Here is a 13,921-nt window from a genome sequence, read left to right as displayed (position 1 = left end):
TCCGGATGGGTGGCCGAGTGGTTTAAGGCAACGGTCTTGAAAACCGTCGTGCGGGGAACCGTACCGTGGGTTCGAATCCCACCCCATCCGCCATGGCATCTTTTTCATTAAAATTTGGCTTCTGTCATTTCCAAGGCAGTCCTCTGCGACGCTTTATATTCGGCTTCGGCCGGCGCGGGGCAGAAGCCGTTCCTTGTCGCGCTCCTATCGGTCATCGCGGCGTTGGCATTCATCGCCAACGTGTTTCCGGCCCCGACTGATTTCTTGACGTTTGAAACCAGCGTGGATGAAATTTCACGCCTGGCAGAGGGAGGTCATGACAGGTTCGCCTTTTTATGAGCCTCCATAAGCCGATGGCGAAAGAGAAAGGTGAGGCCGCTCGGCGGTTCGGGAGCAGCCTCGACGCGACTAGGCCAGATTGGCTTCAAAGAACGACTGGAGTTTGTCGAACGGAATAAGATCCATGTTGTCGTAGAGATCGACATGCCCCGCTCCGGCAACGCGGAACAGTTCCCGCGGTTCTGCGGCCCGTTCATAGGCCTGTTGACTGAAGAACAGCGAATGGGCACTTTCGCCGGCGACCAGCAGAACCGGGCGCGGCGAGATCGCATCCATCTGTTCGAATGGCCGGAAGTGGAAATAGGCGGGATCGCTCGACACGGTGATGGCGGTGGTTGCGCGGGGATGCCGGCCGCGCGGCGTGCGATAATAATCGAAGAACTCTCGGGTGATCGCATCGGTTTCAGGTGTCAGTGTTTCCGGCAGTCCTGCATAGCGGACTTCGCCGCCGGCAAGCTCCGCCCAGCGTTGTTGGGTCATCGCAGTCAGCGCCTTGATGCGGCTTTCCGCATCGAGCGGTGTGCCGCCCCAAGCCCATTTGGCGCCGCCCATGTCGTACATGCTGACGGTGGCGACGGCCTTCATGCGCGGATCGATCTGTGCCGCAGCCAGCGCAAAGCCGCCACTTCCGCATATGCCGATGATGCCGATACGATTGCGATCGACAGAATCATGCATGCCGAGGAAATCGACGCCGGCGCTGAAATCCTCGACCAGAGCTTCGGGTGACGAGATGAAATGCGGCTGTCCACCGCTTTCGCCATTATAGGAGGCATCGTGAGCAAGCGTAATAAAACCACGCTCGGCGAGCGCCTGCGCGTAAAGACCAGAACTCTGCTCCTTCACGCCACCATAAGGGTGACCGATGACCAATGCGGCGTAACGGCGTGATCTGTCGATCTCGCGGGGCATATAAAGGTCAGCAACGAGGTTGATGCCTAACCGGTTGGTATAGGTAACCTTGCGTTGAAGGACCGCTGGTTTCTGCGGGAATGTTTTGTCCCAGGTGCCGGCATATTGGGCTTTTGCCGATGTCGTTCCCAATGAAAGTGCGCCGACCGCGACCGCGCCAGCCCCCGTCAGCTTGAGCAGATTGCGGCGACCGTTGTCGATGTCGCTTTCGTGCAGTTTGGTGTGGATATCCGTTGTCATCAGGCTCTCTCCGTTCTTTATCGTCAAAACGATACGACGTTGCAGATCGCCGGATTATCCGTTTGCGTTTGCAAGCTGTCATGATTGCGGCTCATCAATCTCGTGTCCAATTCCGGCGCCTTTGAGCGCCAACGACTTGGTCGTGTGCATTGGGAGGTTGGAGCGCAGATCTCCGCCGATACCCGGCCTCCTTGATTGATAATCTCTGCTCATGACAGATTTCGATTGTCGATGACTAATCAGGCCTGGCAGGTCGCGGTAAATAGGCGACGACCATATCGGAAACCGGTGGGCCGCAGCCGTAGCTTCGTCCCGGGAAATGCACCCCTGCATCCGATCTCAACATCTCGCGACGGGCGCAATGTCTGTCGCAATGCTGTTGCGACCCAGCCCAGCCAAGGACTTTTACGATGACACCCGATCCAACAGCCGACCTCGCGGCCGCGCCCTCGGCGCGTTCCGCCGTTCTTTCCATGTCACTATGCGTTGCGATGCTGATTGCTGCGGAATTCATGCCTGTCAGCCTTTTGACGCCAATCGCCCATGGTCTCGATGCAACGGAAGGCCAGGCTGGGCAGGCGATTGGCATCAGCGGGATTTTTGCTGTCGCCGCCAGCCTTCTCATCACCACACTCGCCGGCCGGATCGACCGCAAACGTGTCCTGCTGGCGATGACGGGGCTGATGCTGGCCTCACTGATCCTGATTGCCGCAGCACCGAACTTTCCGGTTCTGATGATGGCACGCGCCTGTCTCGGCATCGCCATCGGTGGCTTCTGGTCGCTCTCGACGGCCGTCATCATGCGGCTGGTGCCGGCAAACGAGGTACCGAAGGCGCTCGCGATGATGTTTGCAGGGCAGGCGAGCGCGGTCGCCTTCGCAGCCCCGATCGGCAGCTATCTGGGCGAGATCATTGGCTGGCGCGGCGTATTCTGGCTTCTCGTTCCGATCGTGCTCGTGAACCTGATCTGGCAGGCATTTGCGCTGCCGTCACTGCCGGCGCGCGAGGGACTTTCGTTCCGCAAGCTTGTTGCCGTCGCCGGCATGCCCCATTTCACCAAGGCGCTACTCGCCGTTCTGGCGTCATTTAGCGGTGCCTTCTCGATGTTTACCTACCTTCGTCCATTTCTGGAAACCGTGACCGGCGTCGACGCGCAGACGCTCTCCCTCCTGCTGCTGGCACTGGGTTGCGCCGGCTTCATCGGAACCTGGGGCGGCGGGCGTTTATCGCAAAGCCACGTCATGGCACTTCTTCGGGTCCTGCCGCTTGCAATGGCGGCCGTGACGTTGGCGCTGCTGGGCTTTGGTCACGTCGTTGCTGCTGTTGCGTTGCTTCTGGCTCTGTGGGGCATCATCAATACCGCGCTGCCGATCAGCTGGATGGCCTGGGTCACCCAAGAGGTTGGCGATCAAGCGGAAGCTGCTGGCGGATTGATGGTCGCGGCCATCCAGTTCGCGATCCTCATGGGCGCTGCAATCGGGGGGACCCTGCTCGACCAAGTCGGAATCTCCGCAACCTTCGTCGGGAGCAGTTTCCTGCTTACGCTTGCTGCATTGCTTGTCGGGTCCGGCAAGGCTTTGCGCGCATCGCGCTGAGCCTTATTCCCGATAACGCAGGGCATCCAGCACCAGCGTGAAGGCCGGCGATGCATGGCGTCGGCTCGGATAGAAGAGGTGCAGCCCCTTGAAGGGCTGCGACCAATCCTCGAGCACGGCTTCAAGTCGTCCCGACGCGAGATGGTCGTCGATCAGGAAATCCGGCATCAGCGCGGTCCCGACCCCGTCGAGGACCGCCGTCAGCATCGGCGCGAAGGAATTGAAAATGAGCTGACCCGGCGTACGGATTCGTAGTTCCCGCCCATTCTGTTCAAATTCCCATGCCCAAAGACCACCATGAGAGGGAAGCCTTACGTTGATGCAATTGTGAGTCATCAGATCTTGCGGCACACGCGGACGGCCATAAGCGGCGAAATACCCAGGCGTCCCGACGCAGAGCAGGCGCACATCGGGGCCGATCCGCATCGCGATCATGCCTTCCGACACCGTGCCGCCATAACGCACGCCGCCATCGAACTGTTCAGCGGCGATGTCGGTCAGGGCATAGTCGACGACCAGCTCCAGCTTGATGTCCGGATAACTGCGGATCAGCGGCAGAAGGCGCGGCCACAAAAGCGTCTCGACGGCAAAATCCGGCACGGTCAGCCGGATCGTCCCGGCGGGTGTGTCACGCATCTCGCTCAGCGCGACCAGTTCGGCCTCGATCTCGGCAAGGCGTGGCGCCAGTGTTTCGAGAAGACGTTCTCCCGCTGACGTCGGCGAGACGCTGCGTGTGGTCCGCGTGAGAAGCCTAAGACCCAGACGCGCCTCGAGATCCTTGATGGTGTGGCTCAATGCGGATTGCGAAACGCCAAGTTGTCCCGCTGCGCGCGTGAAGCTGCGTTCCCTGGCCACAATGGCGAATGCAATCAGGTCGTTCATGTTTTGTCGAAGCATGGCCGAGAATATCCTAGCGCTTGAGCGCCGTCGCGCTTTAATGAGTTCTGATCATGAATTACCCATCACCAAGGCGTGATCGTAAGGTGGCTTTAACTTGAACAATGAGTGTCGCTCATAACTCCTAGCGGATATCCACCCATAATCATCCGGTCATCTCCACCTAGATTGAGCTGGTCGACTTCGGTCGATTCAACCAAGAGGAGACTGATATGACGATTGTGAAGACAACTCTCATTGCCCTCTCGCTTGTGGCCGCAGGTTCTGCCTCGGCCTTGGCATGCGGCAGCCAGATAAACGCCTCGGCGGCGGAGCAGCTACCTGCTGCCTCTACGACTGAAGCAAGGCTGGAACGCGTGTCTGAAACCACGACCGTCGCAAGCGCAGAGCGCGGTGCGTCGGAAACCGTGGTCGTGACGGAATAAGGCAAGTCGGACCTGTCATCGACATGGCGGGTCCGCATCCGCTCAGACCCTATCATCGCCGGGAGACATCCATGAAAACGATCCATGCATCCGCCATCCTCATCACACTTGCAGCCCCATTCGGTGCTTTTGCTCAGGACGCGGATCCTCTGAGTGAGGCACGCCGGGCCGTGGCGCCGGCGCTCGACGCCTATGCCAAAAGCCTTGTCAACGGCGATGTCTGGCAGCGCGCCGAACTTTCACCTCGCGACCGCAGCCTTGTGACGCTTGCGGCGCTTATTGCCCGCACGCAGGCGGAGGAAATGCCCTACCAGATCACGCGGGCGCTGGAAAACGGGGTAACGCCGGCAGAGATTTCCGAGACGATCACGCACCTTGCCTTTTATTCGGGATGGGGCAATGCCAGCGCCGCCGTGGCGGCTGCGGCACCGATCTTCGCCGCACGGAATATTTCCGCAAGCGATCTTCCGGGTGTAGATGTAGGGCGCCTGCCGCTCGATGAAGAGGCTGAGGCGACCCGTGAAGCCGGCGTTCAGGCCAATTTTGCAACGGTGGCGCCTAGTGTCGTCGCCGATACGCGTGACGTTCTTTTCAACGATCTCTGGCTGCGACCGAGCCTCCAGCCGCGAGACCGCAGCTTGGTGACCGTTGCTGCCCTGATCGCCGGCGGCATGCATCAGCAGATAACCTATCATCTTAACCGGGCGATGGATAACGGGCTCACCCAGGAGCAGGCCGCCGGGATGCTGAACCATCTGGCTTATTATGCCGGCTGGCCGAATGTTTTTTCCGCAATGCCCGTCGCGCGCGCGGTATTCGAGGCGCGCAATGAGGGCTGATCCCGTCAGGGGACGATGCGCAGCAGACGGTCCCGCGAGGGGCCGTCGCCACGTGGCGAACGCTCAGTGGTGATTGCGTAGATCACGCCGTCGTGCACGACCAGATCCCGCATACGGATGCCGGTATCAGCAAAGGTATCGATCTGGCTGTCTCCGGGTGTCCAGCGCAGCAGGCCCTCACTTCGCAGGGCTGGGACCAGAAGATTACCATCATGAAACGCCAGACCGGACGGTGCCCAGGTGCTGCCGCCTGAATGAATTTCGGGCGGAGTGATGTCGTCGGCACTCGCATCGCCCTGATAGTCCGGCCATCCGTAATTTGCTCCTGGGGTGATGCGGTTGATCTCGTCATGCCCGCCACCGCCATGTTCCGCCACGAACAGTTGGCCATGGTCGTCCCAGGCAAGCCCCTGAGGATTACGATGCCCCATCGACCAAACCGGTGATCCGGGGAACGGATTGTCGGCAGGCACATCTCCATCGGGCGTCAGGCGCAGGATCTTGCCGGCAAGGCTTTCACGGTCTTGCGGCAATTCCGGCCGCTCGACCCAGCCTGTGGTGACATAGAGCATACCGTCCGGTCCAAAGGCGATGCGGCCGCCGTTATAGAGCGGGTGACCCGGTATGCCCGCGATGATTTCGCCGGTCTCGCGCCAGACATCGCCATCCAGCCGCACGATAATGATGCGGTTGGAAAGAATGCCGTCTTCAAGGACGCTATGGTAGAGATACAGCGTATCGCTGCCGTTTGGCGCAATCGCCATGCCCAAGAGGCCACGTCCGCGATCGTTGTGAATCGGGACGGAGGTTTCGACTTTTTGGCGGACCCTGCGACCGTCAGGCTCGACCCGAACAATCGCTCCGGCTTTTTCGGTGAGCATCAGGCTGTCGCCCTGCGCCGCGATATCCCATGGATAATCCAGACCATCGACGACCGTTTCGATCCGGGTCTGTGCCGAGACGGCGACCGGTATCAGGCAGAAAGCTAGAGCAACGGATGTCACGATTTTGGTTCGGTCGTTCATTCAGCTGATAACTCCACTATGATCTCACCCGGGCGGATACGACAGTCGCCATGCCGATAATTGCCGTGCCCACGGCCAGAGCCTTAACCGCCATAATCTTCATCGGAGACTGGCTCACCCCATGCGACTGCGCTGCCGTTTTCCAATTGCTGCAGCGCAATGTGATTGACGGAGGTGGTCGCCGTCGCGCCATGCCAATGTTCGATGCCCGGCGGGCACCACACGACATCGCCCGCCTTGATCTCCTGTCGGGGCTGGCCGCGCTCCTGGGTCCAGCCGGTTCCCTTGGTGATCATCAATGTCTGGCCATGCGGGTGGGTGTGCCAGTTGGACCGGGCGCCGGGCAAGAAGGTCACTTCGCCGGCGCTGAAGCCGCGATGCGTGTTCGCATCGAACAGCGGCTCCACATGCACTGTCCCGACAAAAGTCTCGGATGAGCCGATGAGCCCGGCACGTTGACCCGATCGCGAAATTTCCACCGACTGCGCCATAGCGGCGGTTCCGATGCTTGCCGCCAGCAGGGCAAGGGGCAGAGACGTTTTCATGGATTGCCTTTCGATACTGCGTGGAACCTGATTGTCGTTTCGACCCTGCGTGAACAGCAGAGCGCAGCGATAATATGGGTGGTTCGGGGGCTGTGATTATACCCGTCGTCGCGCAAGCAGAGATGAGCTGGATTCATGACCGGCCATGAGCACTGATCGGGACCGCCTGTAGTCAAGGTTCTACGAGCGCCCAGATTATGTGAAATATTTCTCCGTTCTGCGAAAATTGTAGAAGTCTATTTCTTCGACGCGCGAGACGAGTGGACTAGATAGAGGCGAGCCCGTCGCCGGCTCCTTTTGCAATCTGCGCAAAAAGTATTCAGGCCTTCATCCGGTGGAGAGAGCACAGCTCCCGCCGATGGTTAGTCGCGCCTGAAATGCTCAAAAAATAGCCCAAAATTAAAGCGCTTACAAAGTAGTCATTCATTATTGACAAATATCAAAAATGAATGAGATGATCGAACTCATACGAAATTCGCATGTAGGCGATCATGGAAACTCGAGACCTTCAGACATTCCTCGCAGTGGCGGCCAGCGGCAGCATTACCAAGGCTGCGGAAGTGCTCGGACGTTCTCAACCGTCCGTGACACGCACGGTTCAGGACCTTGAGGCAGAGCTCGGTTTCGAACTGCTTCATCGCGTTGGTCGACGGGTGCAGTTGTCGGAAGAGGGGGTCGCGTTCGAGGAGGAGGCCCGACGCCTGCTGATGTCCTTCACCGAACTTGCGGCACGCGCCAAGGTGATCGCCGCCGGGAAAGGTCGGATCCTTCAGATCGCCACGACATCGGCGATAGGTACCGGGCTGATCCCGAAGGCGATGGCCGAGCTGGACGTTGCCGGATTGCCGCATGAAACCCATGTCGGCCAGTTCCTGGCGTCGATCGTTGCCCAGGAAGTGCGCAGCGGCCGCGCCGATATCGGCTTCAGCAGCATGCCTCTCGATATTCCGGGCCTTGACGTTCTGAGGCTTTATTCAGCGCCGACCGTGGTTGCGCTGCGCGAGGATGATCCGCTTGCGTCGCTGGACGTTGTCCCGTTGACGGCTTTTGGCGGTCGTCGACTTGCAACGATGCTCAACCCGCTGCGCTTTCAGCTTCGCGTTGCCCGGGCGCTCGCCGCACAGGGCATCGAGACCGGGCAGGTCATCCGGACAAATGTTTCTTATGGAGCATTGCAGTTCGTGCGTCAGGTTCCGGGCTGCATGGCGGTCATCGACCCAGTCACGTCCTTCGGTGTCAGCACGCCGGACGTGGTCATTCGACCGATCGACGTGGAAGTCCCTTTCTATTGGGGTGTGCTCGCTGCCGCCAAGACGCCGGTTCGTCCCGCTGCACTGGCGATGATGGAGGCCGTGGAAAAGGTCGCGGAACACTCGATCTCAGGTTTCAAGAAACTCGATCCGGCCACCGCAGGTCAATTGGTGACCGGCCGTCCATCGGGCCCAGATGACGGAACTGACATATGAAGCATACAGCCGCTCAACCCATGCCGATCGGTCTTGCCGCGCTTGAAGCGCAGCTGGCGCAGGATCTCGACTTCCTCGAAATGCCATCAAAGCCTTGGGTACCGGCGCAGGATCATCACGGCACGCCCGTCCGTGACGTCGTCGTCATCGGTGCTGGAATGTGCGGGCTCGCTGCGATCGCAAAACTCGTTCTGACGGGCATCACCAACGTTGTCGCCTATGATGCCGCCCCGCAGGGGACGGAAGGTCCGTGGGTCACTTTCGCCCGCATGCAGACGCTTCGCTCGCCGAAGACCTTGCACGGCCCGGCGCTTGGACTGGCGCAGCTGACGTTTCGCGCGTGGTTTACCGCGCAATGGGGCGTCGAGGCGTGGCAGCTGCTGGACAAGATCCCCAAGGATCAGTGGATGGATTATCTCGTCTGGTATCGCAAGGTGCTAGACCTTCCGGTGCGCAATAACGTGCGGATGACCGGTATTTCCTTTGTCGGCGACCTGATTGCGGTCGATGTCGACGGTGCCGAGACAGGCCGGGTTCTGACCCGGCGTCTGGTGCTGGCGACCGGCCGGTCCGGGCTTGGCGGCTTTGCCGTGCCCGACTTCCTCGACGGCATCGATCGCAAATATTGGGCACATTCCGCCGACGAGATTGATTTCGAAAAGCTCGCCGGAAAGCGCGTTGCCGTGATCGGCGCCGGCGCCTCGTCGATGGACAATGCCGCGACGGCTCTGGAGGCCGGAGCCAAGACGGTCGATCTTCTGATCCGCCGAAAGGAAATGCCGCGCATCAACAAGATGACCGGTATCGGCAGCCAGGGCGTGGTGCATGGCATGCACCAACTGCCCGATGCGTGGAAATGGAAGTTCGTCGATTACACCGCAACGACCCAGACGCCACCACCGCGCTCGTCGACACTACGCGTATCGCAACACGACAATGCGCGTTTTTTCCTCGATTGCGGCATCGTCTCGGTGAAACAGGATGCCGGCGGCCTTGTGATCGAGACCACACAAGGGCCGATGCAATATGATTTTCTGATCGCTGCAACCGGCTTTGCCAATGATTTCAGCGGTCGCCCTGAATTTTCGGCCATTGCTGGCGACATCAAAAGCTGGTCGGACGGACGGCAGACAGCGGATATGGGGCCGTCGCGCCGAGGCATGTCCGACGCACCCGATCTTGGCCCGGCTTTCGAGTTTCGCGAGAAGGTTCCAGGCTCCTGCCCACTGCTCGCGCATATCCACTGCTTCAACGATGCCGCGATGCTGACGCATGGCAAGGTATCGGGCGACATTCCGGCGGTCAGCGCCGGGGCGGATCGCCTGGTTCGTGGCATCACCGCGTCGCTCTTTGCCGAAGATGTGGACGCGCATTTCGCCAGCCTCGTTGCCTTCGATATCCCGGAGCTTCAGGGTGACGAGTGGACGGATTCAACACCATTGCTCAAGAAGGAGATCGCGTTGTGATCGATGCCATGGACAAGGCCGCCGGCCTTTCTCCCGAAGATAGCGTTTACCAGGCACGCCGGTTTCGGCCGGAATTCGTGGAAGGGGCCGAGCTGTGCCGTCTTTCGGTGCTGACACCGAAAGACGGGCTTGGACTGTCACCCGTGCTCCGGCTGGCGCTGGCGCGCCGCATGGCGAAGCTCAATGCCGACGCGGTTCTGGTCTCCGATTACGAGGCGCAACTGGCGGCCCTTGATCCGTCCGATGAGCTGCTGGCGCTTTCTGAGGGTGCGGGCGACCTTGCCGAACCGCTGGCGACGATCGCCCGGCATGTCGATCTGATCACCCTGTCTCCGATCAAGGCAGAAGCGAGCGACATTACCCGCCTGGCGGAAGCCGGCCTCAACAATCCGCAGATCGTCGCGCTCTCGGAACTGATCGCATTCGTAAACTTCCAGACGCGGGTCGCGACCGGCCTGAGATTGATGAGGTCCGCATGATTTCCGCAGTCAAACTAAAGCCGCTTCACTGGCATCCGCATATCGAGCCTGTCGATTTGTCCGATGCGACACCCGAACAGCTCGACGCGATGAAGGTGACGCCATCGGCCAAGAAGGTTTCGGAATATGTTCGCACACTTGTCCATGATCCGGAGAGTTACAAGGCACGCACCGTTCTGTTCAACGCGATCATGTATGTCGAGGGAGGCCTTGATCGTCCGGCTCGTGAACTGGGGGCGCTGGGCGCATCGCTGGTCAACGGCTGCACGTTCTGTGCCGTGACCCATGCACGGCGGCATGCCGAACTGACAAAAAGCGATGACGTCGTCACCGCGCTCTATCTGAACAAATCGGACGAGCTCGGGCAACGCGATGCGGCGATCTACACATTTGCCAAGCGGCTGTCGGTTACCCCGTCGGAAGCGACGGAAGAAGACATCGCATTGCTGCGAACGGTCGGAATGTCCGACGTCGAGATCATCGATCTGATCCATGCAATTTCGATTTTCGGCTGGGCGAACCGGCTGATGCACGTTCTTGGCCACGCAGATAGCGAGAAGTAACATGCTGGAAATCAAAGATCTAAAGCTGTCCTACGGATCGACCCAGATCCTCAACGGTGTCAACCTCTCGGTAAAACGCGGCGATGTGGTGTCGATCATCGGTCCGAGCGGGACCGGCAAGACGACATTGTTGAAATGCATCAACTACCTGGCAAAACCGGCATCGGGAGCCATCACGTTCGACAAGATCCACATGGATTATCAGCGTGCCGACAAGGCCGCGATCCAGGCGATCCGGCTGCGGACCGCGATGGTGTTCCAGCAGTTCAACGTCTTCAAGAACATGACGGTTCTGGAAAACGTGATGGACCCGCTTGTCGTGGTTCAGCGCAAGTCGAAGGACGAGGCGCGCGAGATCGCTCTGCAGGAAATCGATCGCGTCGGCCTCTCCACCCGCAAGGACCATTATCCATCCCAGCTTTCCGGTGGTCAGCTACAGAGAACCGGCATCGCACGGGCGCTGGCCGTCAAGCCGGACATGATGCTTTTCGACGAGCCGACTTCGTCGCTCGATCCGGAACTTGTCGGCGAAGTGCTGAAAGTCATCAAGGACGTCGCGTCGTCGGGGATCACCTCGCTGCTCGTGACCCACGAGATGCAGTTCGCCAAGAACATCTCTAACCGCATCATCTTCATGGAAAAGGGTGTCGTCGCCGCTGACGGAAGCCCTGCCGAAATCTTCGATCACCCCTCCAACCCACGCCTTGCCCAATTCCTCAACTCTGAACTTGTGCACTAACAAAAGGGACCTCAGAAATGTCTGCCATCCATTCGATATTCCGCCGTCAGTTCGCCCTTGCCGTTGCCGGCGGGATTGCGATCGCCATGTCGACGGCGGGCGCAAGCCACGCCCAGTCGGTTCGCACAATCAAGATCGCCACGTCGGCGGAATCCAAGCCGCTGGCCTGGGGTGCCATTGGCGTGGAACCGCAGGGTTATGAACCTGATCTGCTGCGTGCCATCAACGCCAAGCTGCCGCAATACAAGTTCGAGATGGAAGGCGTCGCCGACATCGCTCAGGAAACCGGCCTGGCGACGGGCAAATACGACATGGCAGTCGGTGGCTACTACAAGTCCGAAACCCGCCTCAAGCAGTTCCTCGTTCCGGAAAATCCGGAAGGCGCCAGCCTGATGAAGATCTACAGCAAAAAAGACAGCGGCATCAAGGACGTGAAGGATCTCGTCGGCAAGACGATCGTGCCGGTCACTGCCGGTGGCGGTGTCTACAAGTTCGTCATGGGCTGGCAGGAGCAGAACCCCGGCTTCAAGCTCAACATCACCGCATCGAGCGCGGGCGTTCCCTATCCGAACCGCCTGAACGAGATCCAGCAGGGCAAGTATGATGCGATGATCCTGCCGTCGAACCTCGGCGAACAGACCGTCATCGACAACCAGAAGCTCGATATCGTGGCCTCCGAGCCGGTGGTCATCAACAATACCTACGTGCTCATTCACAAGTCGGATGAAAACAAGGTCTTTGCAGACGACGTCAACAAGGTCCTCAAGGAACTGAAGGATGACGGCACGATCGACACGCTTTCCCAGAAGTGGTTTGGCGAAAAGATCTCCAGCTACATGAAGTGATCGAAGCCCCTCTCCAGGGAACCGCTGCCGGTGCAGCGGTTCCAGGGTGAACCCGCTAAAGGGAGTGTTCCAAAGTGGATCTTTCTGCAATGATTCCCGAGCTCTTGTCGGCGATGCCGCTGACGCTCGCGATCATGTTCGTGGCCATGATCGTCGGTTTCTGTCTGGCTGTCATTGCGACGACGTTCCGCATTCGCAGGATCATCGTGATCAGCCAGTTGGCCGATCTCTACGTCTCCTACGCAAGAAGCGTTCCCGTCGTCCTGCAGTTGTTCGTCACCTTCTACGGCCTTCCGCTGATCGGTGGGCTGTTCGGGATACCCGACGTGCTGGATGCCACCTTCGCCTCGATGATCGGTCTCAGCCTGTATCACGGCGGGTATCTGTCGGAAGTCATGCGGCCCGCATATCTGGCGGTCGACCGTGGCCAGCATGATGCCTGCGACAGTCTTGGATACACATTCCGGCAGAAGATCCTTCGCGTCGTGGGTCCGCAGGCCATCCATATCGGCCTGCCGGGCTACGGCAACTCCATTATCTACCTGATCCACAACGTCGCATTGGTCATGTATATCGGTGCCGCCGATGTCATGGCGACCGCGCATCTCGTCATGGAACGCGACTATAACCAGTATCAGTTTGAGACCTATCTCGTGCTGGCGGTGATCTATTCGATCATGTGCCTGATCGCCTGGCTCATCGTGCGTGCCTTCGAACTCCGTTCGTCGCGTTATTCAACGAAGACGGTGCAGGTAAAAAAGCCACTGATGGCAAGCGTCTGACGGAGAGAGGAAAGTCATGTTCAATTCTGAAGTCCTACTCCCGGACCTGTGGGAGCTCCTCGGCGCGGTGCCGGCGACGATCGGCATGGCAATTCTGGTGTTCATCTTCTCGACGATCATCGGCAGCCTGTTTGCCCTCGTCGAATACCGCCGGATTCCGGTTCTGCGCGAACTTGTCGTTGCCTATAAGGTGATCTTCAAGGGTGTGCCGATGGTCGTCGTGATCTTCCTCGTCTATTACAGCCTGCCGACGATCCTGCAGTCTCTGGCGTCCCTGGTCGGTTACTCGATCAACGGCTACTGGACCCCCAATTGGGTCATTCTGGTCGTCGCACTGATCTTCTGTGTCGCCGCATTCCAGGCGGAGGTCGTCAAGGGTGCGCTCAACTCGTTCGACACCGGTCAGGCCGATGCCGCCCATTCCCTCGGCTATACAGGCATGCAGCTGTTCCGGAGGGTTCTCTTTCCTCAGGCGGTTGTTGCGGCAATCCCCGATCTTGCAAATTCCATCATGGTCATCATGAAGGCCTTGTCGCTCGGATTTGCCATCGAGGTCGTCGACATCTTTGCCCAGTCGCAGCTTACCGCCGCCCTGAATTTCTATTATCTCGAAGCCTTCATCCTCGCCGTGGTGATCTACATGGTCATCGCCTATATCGTCACGCAAATCGCGGACAAGACGGAGAAGGCATTCAGGTTGCGGACCTGAACGTCGACACTCATTCAGCAGGCATCCGAAAAGGGTGCGGTATCCTCAGGACGCC

15 protein-coding genes and 1 tRNA gene are annotated in these 13,921 nt (G+C 59.3%); 12 read left to right on the top strand and 4 right to left on the bottom strand.

Going from position 1 to position 13,921, the window contains the following annotated elements:
• Nucleotides 1-3: 3 nt before the first annotated feature.
• Nucleotides 4-93 (top strand) — tRNA-Ser (locus AC2GXZ_RS15255).
• A 315-nt stretch (nucleotides 94-408) separates the two neighbouring features.
• Here the strand turns inward: AC2GXZ_RS15255 and AC2GXZ_RS15250 are convergent.
• Entirely contained in the window at nucleotides 409-1,491 is a 1,083-nt protein-coding gene (locus tag AC2GXZ_RS15250) for an alpha/beta hydrolase (RefSeq protein ID WP_483760003.1), read from the bottom strand.
• A gap of 410 nt (nucleotides 1,492-1,901) precedes the next feature.
• Here AC2GXZ_RS15250 and AC2GXZ_RS15245 point away from each other — a divergent pair, with 410 nt between their 5' ends.
• Entirely contained in the window at nucleotides 1,902-3,086 is a 1,185-nt protein-coding gene (locus AC2GXZ_RS15245) for an MFS transporter (protein ID WP_483760002.1), read from the top strand.
• A 3-nt stretch (nucleotides 3,087-3,089) separates the two neighbouring features.
• Here AC2GXZ_RS15245 and AC2GXZ_RS15240 read toward each other — a convergent pair whose 3' ends face one another.
• Nucleotides 3,090-3,983 carry a LysR family transcriptional regulator gene (locus tag AC2GXZ_RS15240; RefSeq protein ID WP_483760001.1) on the bottom strand — a complete coding sequence of 298 codons (894 nt, stop codon included), beginning with the start codon at nucleotides 3,981-3,983 and terminating at the stop codon, nucleotides 3,090-3,092.
• A 212-nt stretch (nucleotides 3,984-4,195) separates the two neighbouring features.
• On the opposite strand from AC2GXZ_RS15240, the gene AC2GXZ_RS15235 reads away from it, so the two are divergent.
• Complete coding sequence (locus tag AC2GXZ_RS15235; RefSeq protein WP_483760000.1) at nucleotides 4,196-4,408, top strand: hypothetical protein; 213 nt, start codon at nucleotides 4,196-4,198, stop codon at nucleotides 4,406-4,408.
• Between the two features lie 71 nt (nucleotides 4,409-4,479).
• Nucleotides 4,480-5,247 carry a carboxymuconolactone decarboxylase family protein gene (locus AC2GXZ_RS15230; RefSeq protein ID WP_483759999.1) on the top strand — a complete coding sequence of 256 codons (768 nt, stop codon included), beginning with the start codon at nucleotides 4,480-4,482 and terminating at the stop codon, nucleotides 5,245-5,247.
• Between the two features lie 5 nt (nucleotides 5,248-5,252).
• On the opposite strand, the gene AC2GXZ_RS15225 is transcribed toward AC2GXZ_RS15230, so the two are convergent.
• The gene (locus AC2GXZ_RS15225) at nucleotides 5,253-6,272 is read right to left on the bottom strand and encodes a PQQ-dependent sugar dehydrogenase (protein WP_483759998.1); all 1,020 of its coding nucleotides are present in this window, start codon (nucleotides 6,270-6,272) and stop codon (nucleotides 5,253-5,255) included.
• Between the two features lie 83 nt (nucleotides 6,273-6,355).
• Complete coding sequence (locus AC2GXZ_RS15220) at nucleotides 6,356-6,817, bottom strand: (R)-mandelonitrile lyase (RefSeq protein ID WP_483759997.1); 462 nt, start codon at nucleotides 6,815-6,817, stop codon at nucleotides 6,356-6,358.
• A gap of 491 nt (nucleotides 6,818-7,308) precedes the next feature.
• On the opposite strand from AC2GXZ_RS15220, the gene AC2GXZ_RS15215 reads away from it, so the two are divergent.
• From AC2GXZ_RS15215 to AC2GXZ_RS15180, 8 genes are all read left to right on the top strand, one after another.
• Nucleotides 7,309-8,283, top strand: coding sequence for a LysR family transcriptional regulator (locus AC2GXZ_RS15215; protein WP_483759996.1), 975 nt, complete (start codon nucleotides 7,309-7,311; stop codon nucleotides 8,281-8,283).
• Nucleotides 8,280-9,749: an NAD(P)-binding domain-containing protein gene (locus AC2GXZ_RS15210; protein WP_483759995.1), complete on the top strand. Its 1,470-nt coding sequence runs from the start codon at nucleotides 8,280-8,282 to the stop codon at nucleotides 9,747-9,749. Before AC2GXZ_RS15215 ends, AC2GXZ_RS15210 begins: the two co-directional genes overlap by 4 nt.
• On the top strand, nucleotides 9,746-10,228 hold the full coding sequence (locus AC2GXZ_RS15205; protein ID WP_483759994.1) for a CMD domain-containing protein: 483 nt from the start codon (nucleotides 9,746-9,748) through the stop codon (nucleotides 10,226-10,228). The genes AC2GXZ_RS15210 and AC2GXZ_RS15205 overlap by 4 nt, the downstream gene beginning before the upstream one ends.
• Nucleotides 10,225-10,791 carry a peroxidase-related enzyme gene (locus tag AC2GXZ_RS15200; protein WP_483759993.1) on the top strand — a complete coding sequence of 189 codons (567 nt, stop codon included), beginning with the start codon at nucleotides 10,225-10,227 and terminating at the stop codon, nucleotides 10,789-10,791. The genes AC2GXZ_RS15205 and AC2GXZ_RS15200 overlap by 4 nt, the downstream gene beginning before the upstream one ends.
• A 1-nt stretch (nucleotide 10,792) precedes the next feature.
• Nucleotides 10,793-11,530, top strand: a complete 738-nt coding sequence (locus AC2GXZ_RS15195; RefSeq protein WP_483759992.1) for an amino acid ABC transporter ATP-binding protein — start codon at nucleotides 10,793-10,795, stop codon at nucleotides 11,528-11,530.
• 17 nt (nucleotides 11,531-11,547) lie between these two features.
• On the top strand, nucleotides 11,548-12,375 hold the full coding sequence (locus tag AC2GXZ_RS15190) for a transporter substrate-binding domain-containing protein (protein WP_483759991.1): 828 nt from the start codon (nucleotides 11,548-11,550) through the stop codon (nucleotides 12,373-12,375).
• 74 nt (nucleotides 12,376-12,449) lie between these two features.
• Nucleotides 12,450-13,157 carry an amino acid ABC transporter permease gene (locus AC2GXZ_RS15185; protein WP_483759990.1) on the top strand — a complete coding sequence of 236 codons (708 nt, stop codon included), beginning with the start codon at nucleotides 12,450-12,452 and terminating at the stop codon, nucleotides 13,155-13,157.
• 16 nt (nucleotides 13,158-13,173) lie between these two features.
• On the top strand, nucleotides 13,174-13,866 hold the full coding sequence (locus tag AC2GXZ_RS15180; RefSeq protein ID WP_483759989.1) for an amino acid ABC transporter permease: 693 nt from the start codon (nucleotides 13,174-13,176) through the stop codon (nucleotides 13,864-13,866).
• The last annotated feature ends 55 nt before the right edge of the window (nucleotides 13,867-13,921 follow it).

The sequence above is a fragment of the Aliirhizobium sp. YIM B11859 genome, from assembly GCF_057163345.1.
Note: the sequence above shows the minus strand (reverse complement) of the source record. Positions and strands in the feature narration are given on the sequence as shown.

What these genes read in the sequence shown, in the direction of transcription:
- AC2GXZ_RS15250 (WP_483760003.1), bottom strand. Translation starts at nt 1,491, where the DNA reads ATGACAACGGATATCCACACCAAACTGCACGAAAGCGACATCGACAAC.
- AC2GXZ_RS15195 (WP_483759992.1), top strand. Translation starts at nt 10,793, where the DNA reads ATGCTGGAAATCAAAGATCTAAAGCTGTCCTACGGATCGACCCAGATC.
- AC2GXZ_RS15235 (WP_483760000.1), top strand. Translation starts at nt 4,196, where the DNA reads ATGACGATTGTGAAGACAACTCTCATTGCCCTCTCGCTTGTGGCCGCA.
- AC2GXZ_RS15220 (WP_483759997.1), bottom strand. Translation starts at nt 6,817, where the DNA reads ATGAAAACGTCTCTGCCCCTTGCCCTGCTGGCGGCAAGCATCGGAACC.
- AC2GXZ_RS15215 (WP_483759996.1), top strand. Translation starts at nt 7,309, where the DNA reads ATGGAAACTCGAGACCTTCAGACATTCCTCGCAGTGGCGGCCAGCGGC.
- AC2GXZ_RS15240 (WP_483760001.1), bottom strand. Translation starts at nt 3,983, where the DNA reads ATGCTTCGACAAAACATGAACGACCTGATTGCATTCGCCATTGTGGCC.
- AC2GXZ_RS15210 (WP_483759995.1), top strand. Translation starts at nt 8,280, where the DNA reads ATGAAGCATACAGCCGCTCAACCCATGCCGATCGGTCTTGCCGCGCTT.
- AC2GXZ_RS15200 (WP_483759993.1), top strand. Translation starts at nt 10,225, where the DNA reads ATGATTTCCGCAGTCAAACTAAAGCCGCTTCACTGGCATCCGCATATC.
- AC2GXZ_RS15180 (WP_483759989.1), top strand. Translation starts at nt 13,174, where the DNA reads ATGTTCAATTCTGAAGTCCTACTCCCGGACCTGTGGGAGCTCCTCGGC.
- AC2GXZ_RS15225 (WP_483759998.1), bottom strand. Translation starts at nt 6,272, where the DNA reads ATGAACGACCGAACCAAAATCGTGACATCCGTTGCTCTAGCTTTCTGC.
- AC2GXZ_RS15230 (WP_483759999.1), top strand. Translation starts at nt 4,480, where the DNA reads ATGAAAACGATCCATGCATCCGCCATCCTCATCACACTTGCAGCCCCA.
- AC2GXZ_RS15190 (WP_483759991.1), top strand. Translation starts at nt 11,548, where the DNA reads ATGTCTGCCATCCATTCGATATTCCGCCGTCAGTTCGCCCTTGCCGTT.
- AC2GXZ_RS15245 (WP_483760002.1), top strand. Translation starts at nt 1,902, where the DNA reads ATGACACCCGATCCAACAGCCGACCTCGCGGCCGCGCCCTCGGCGCGT.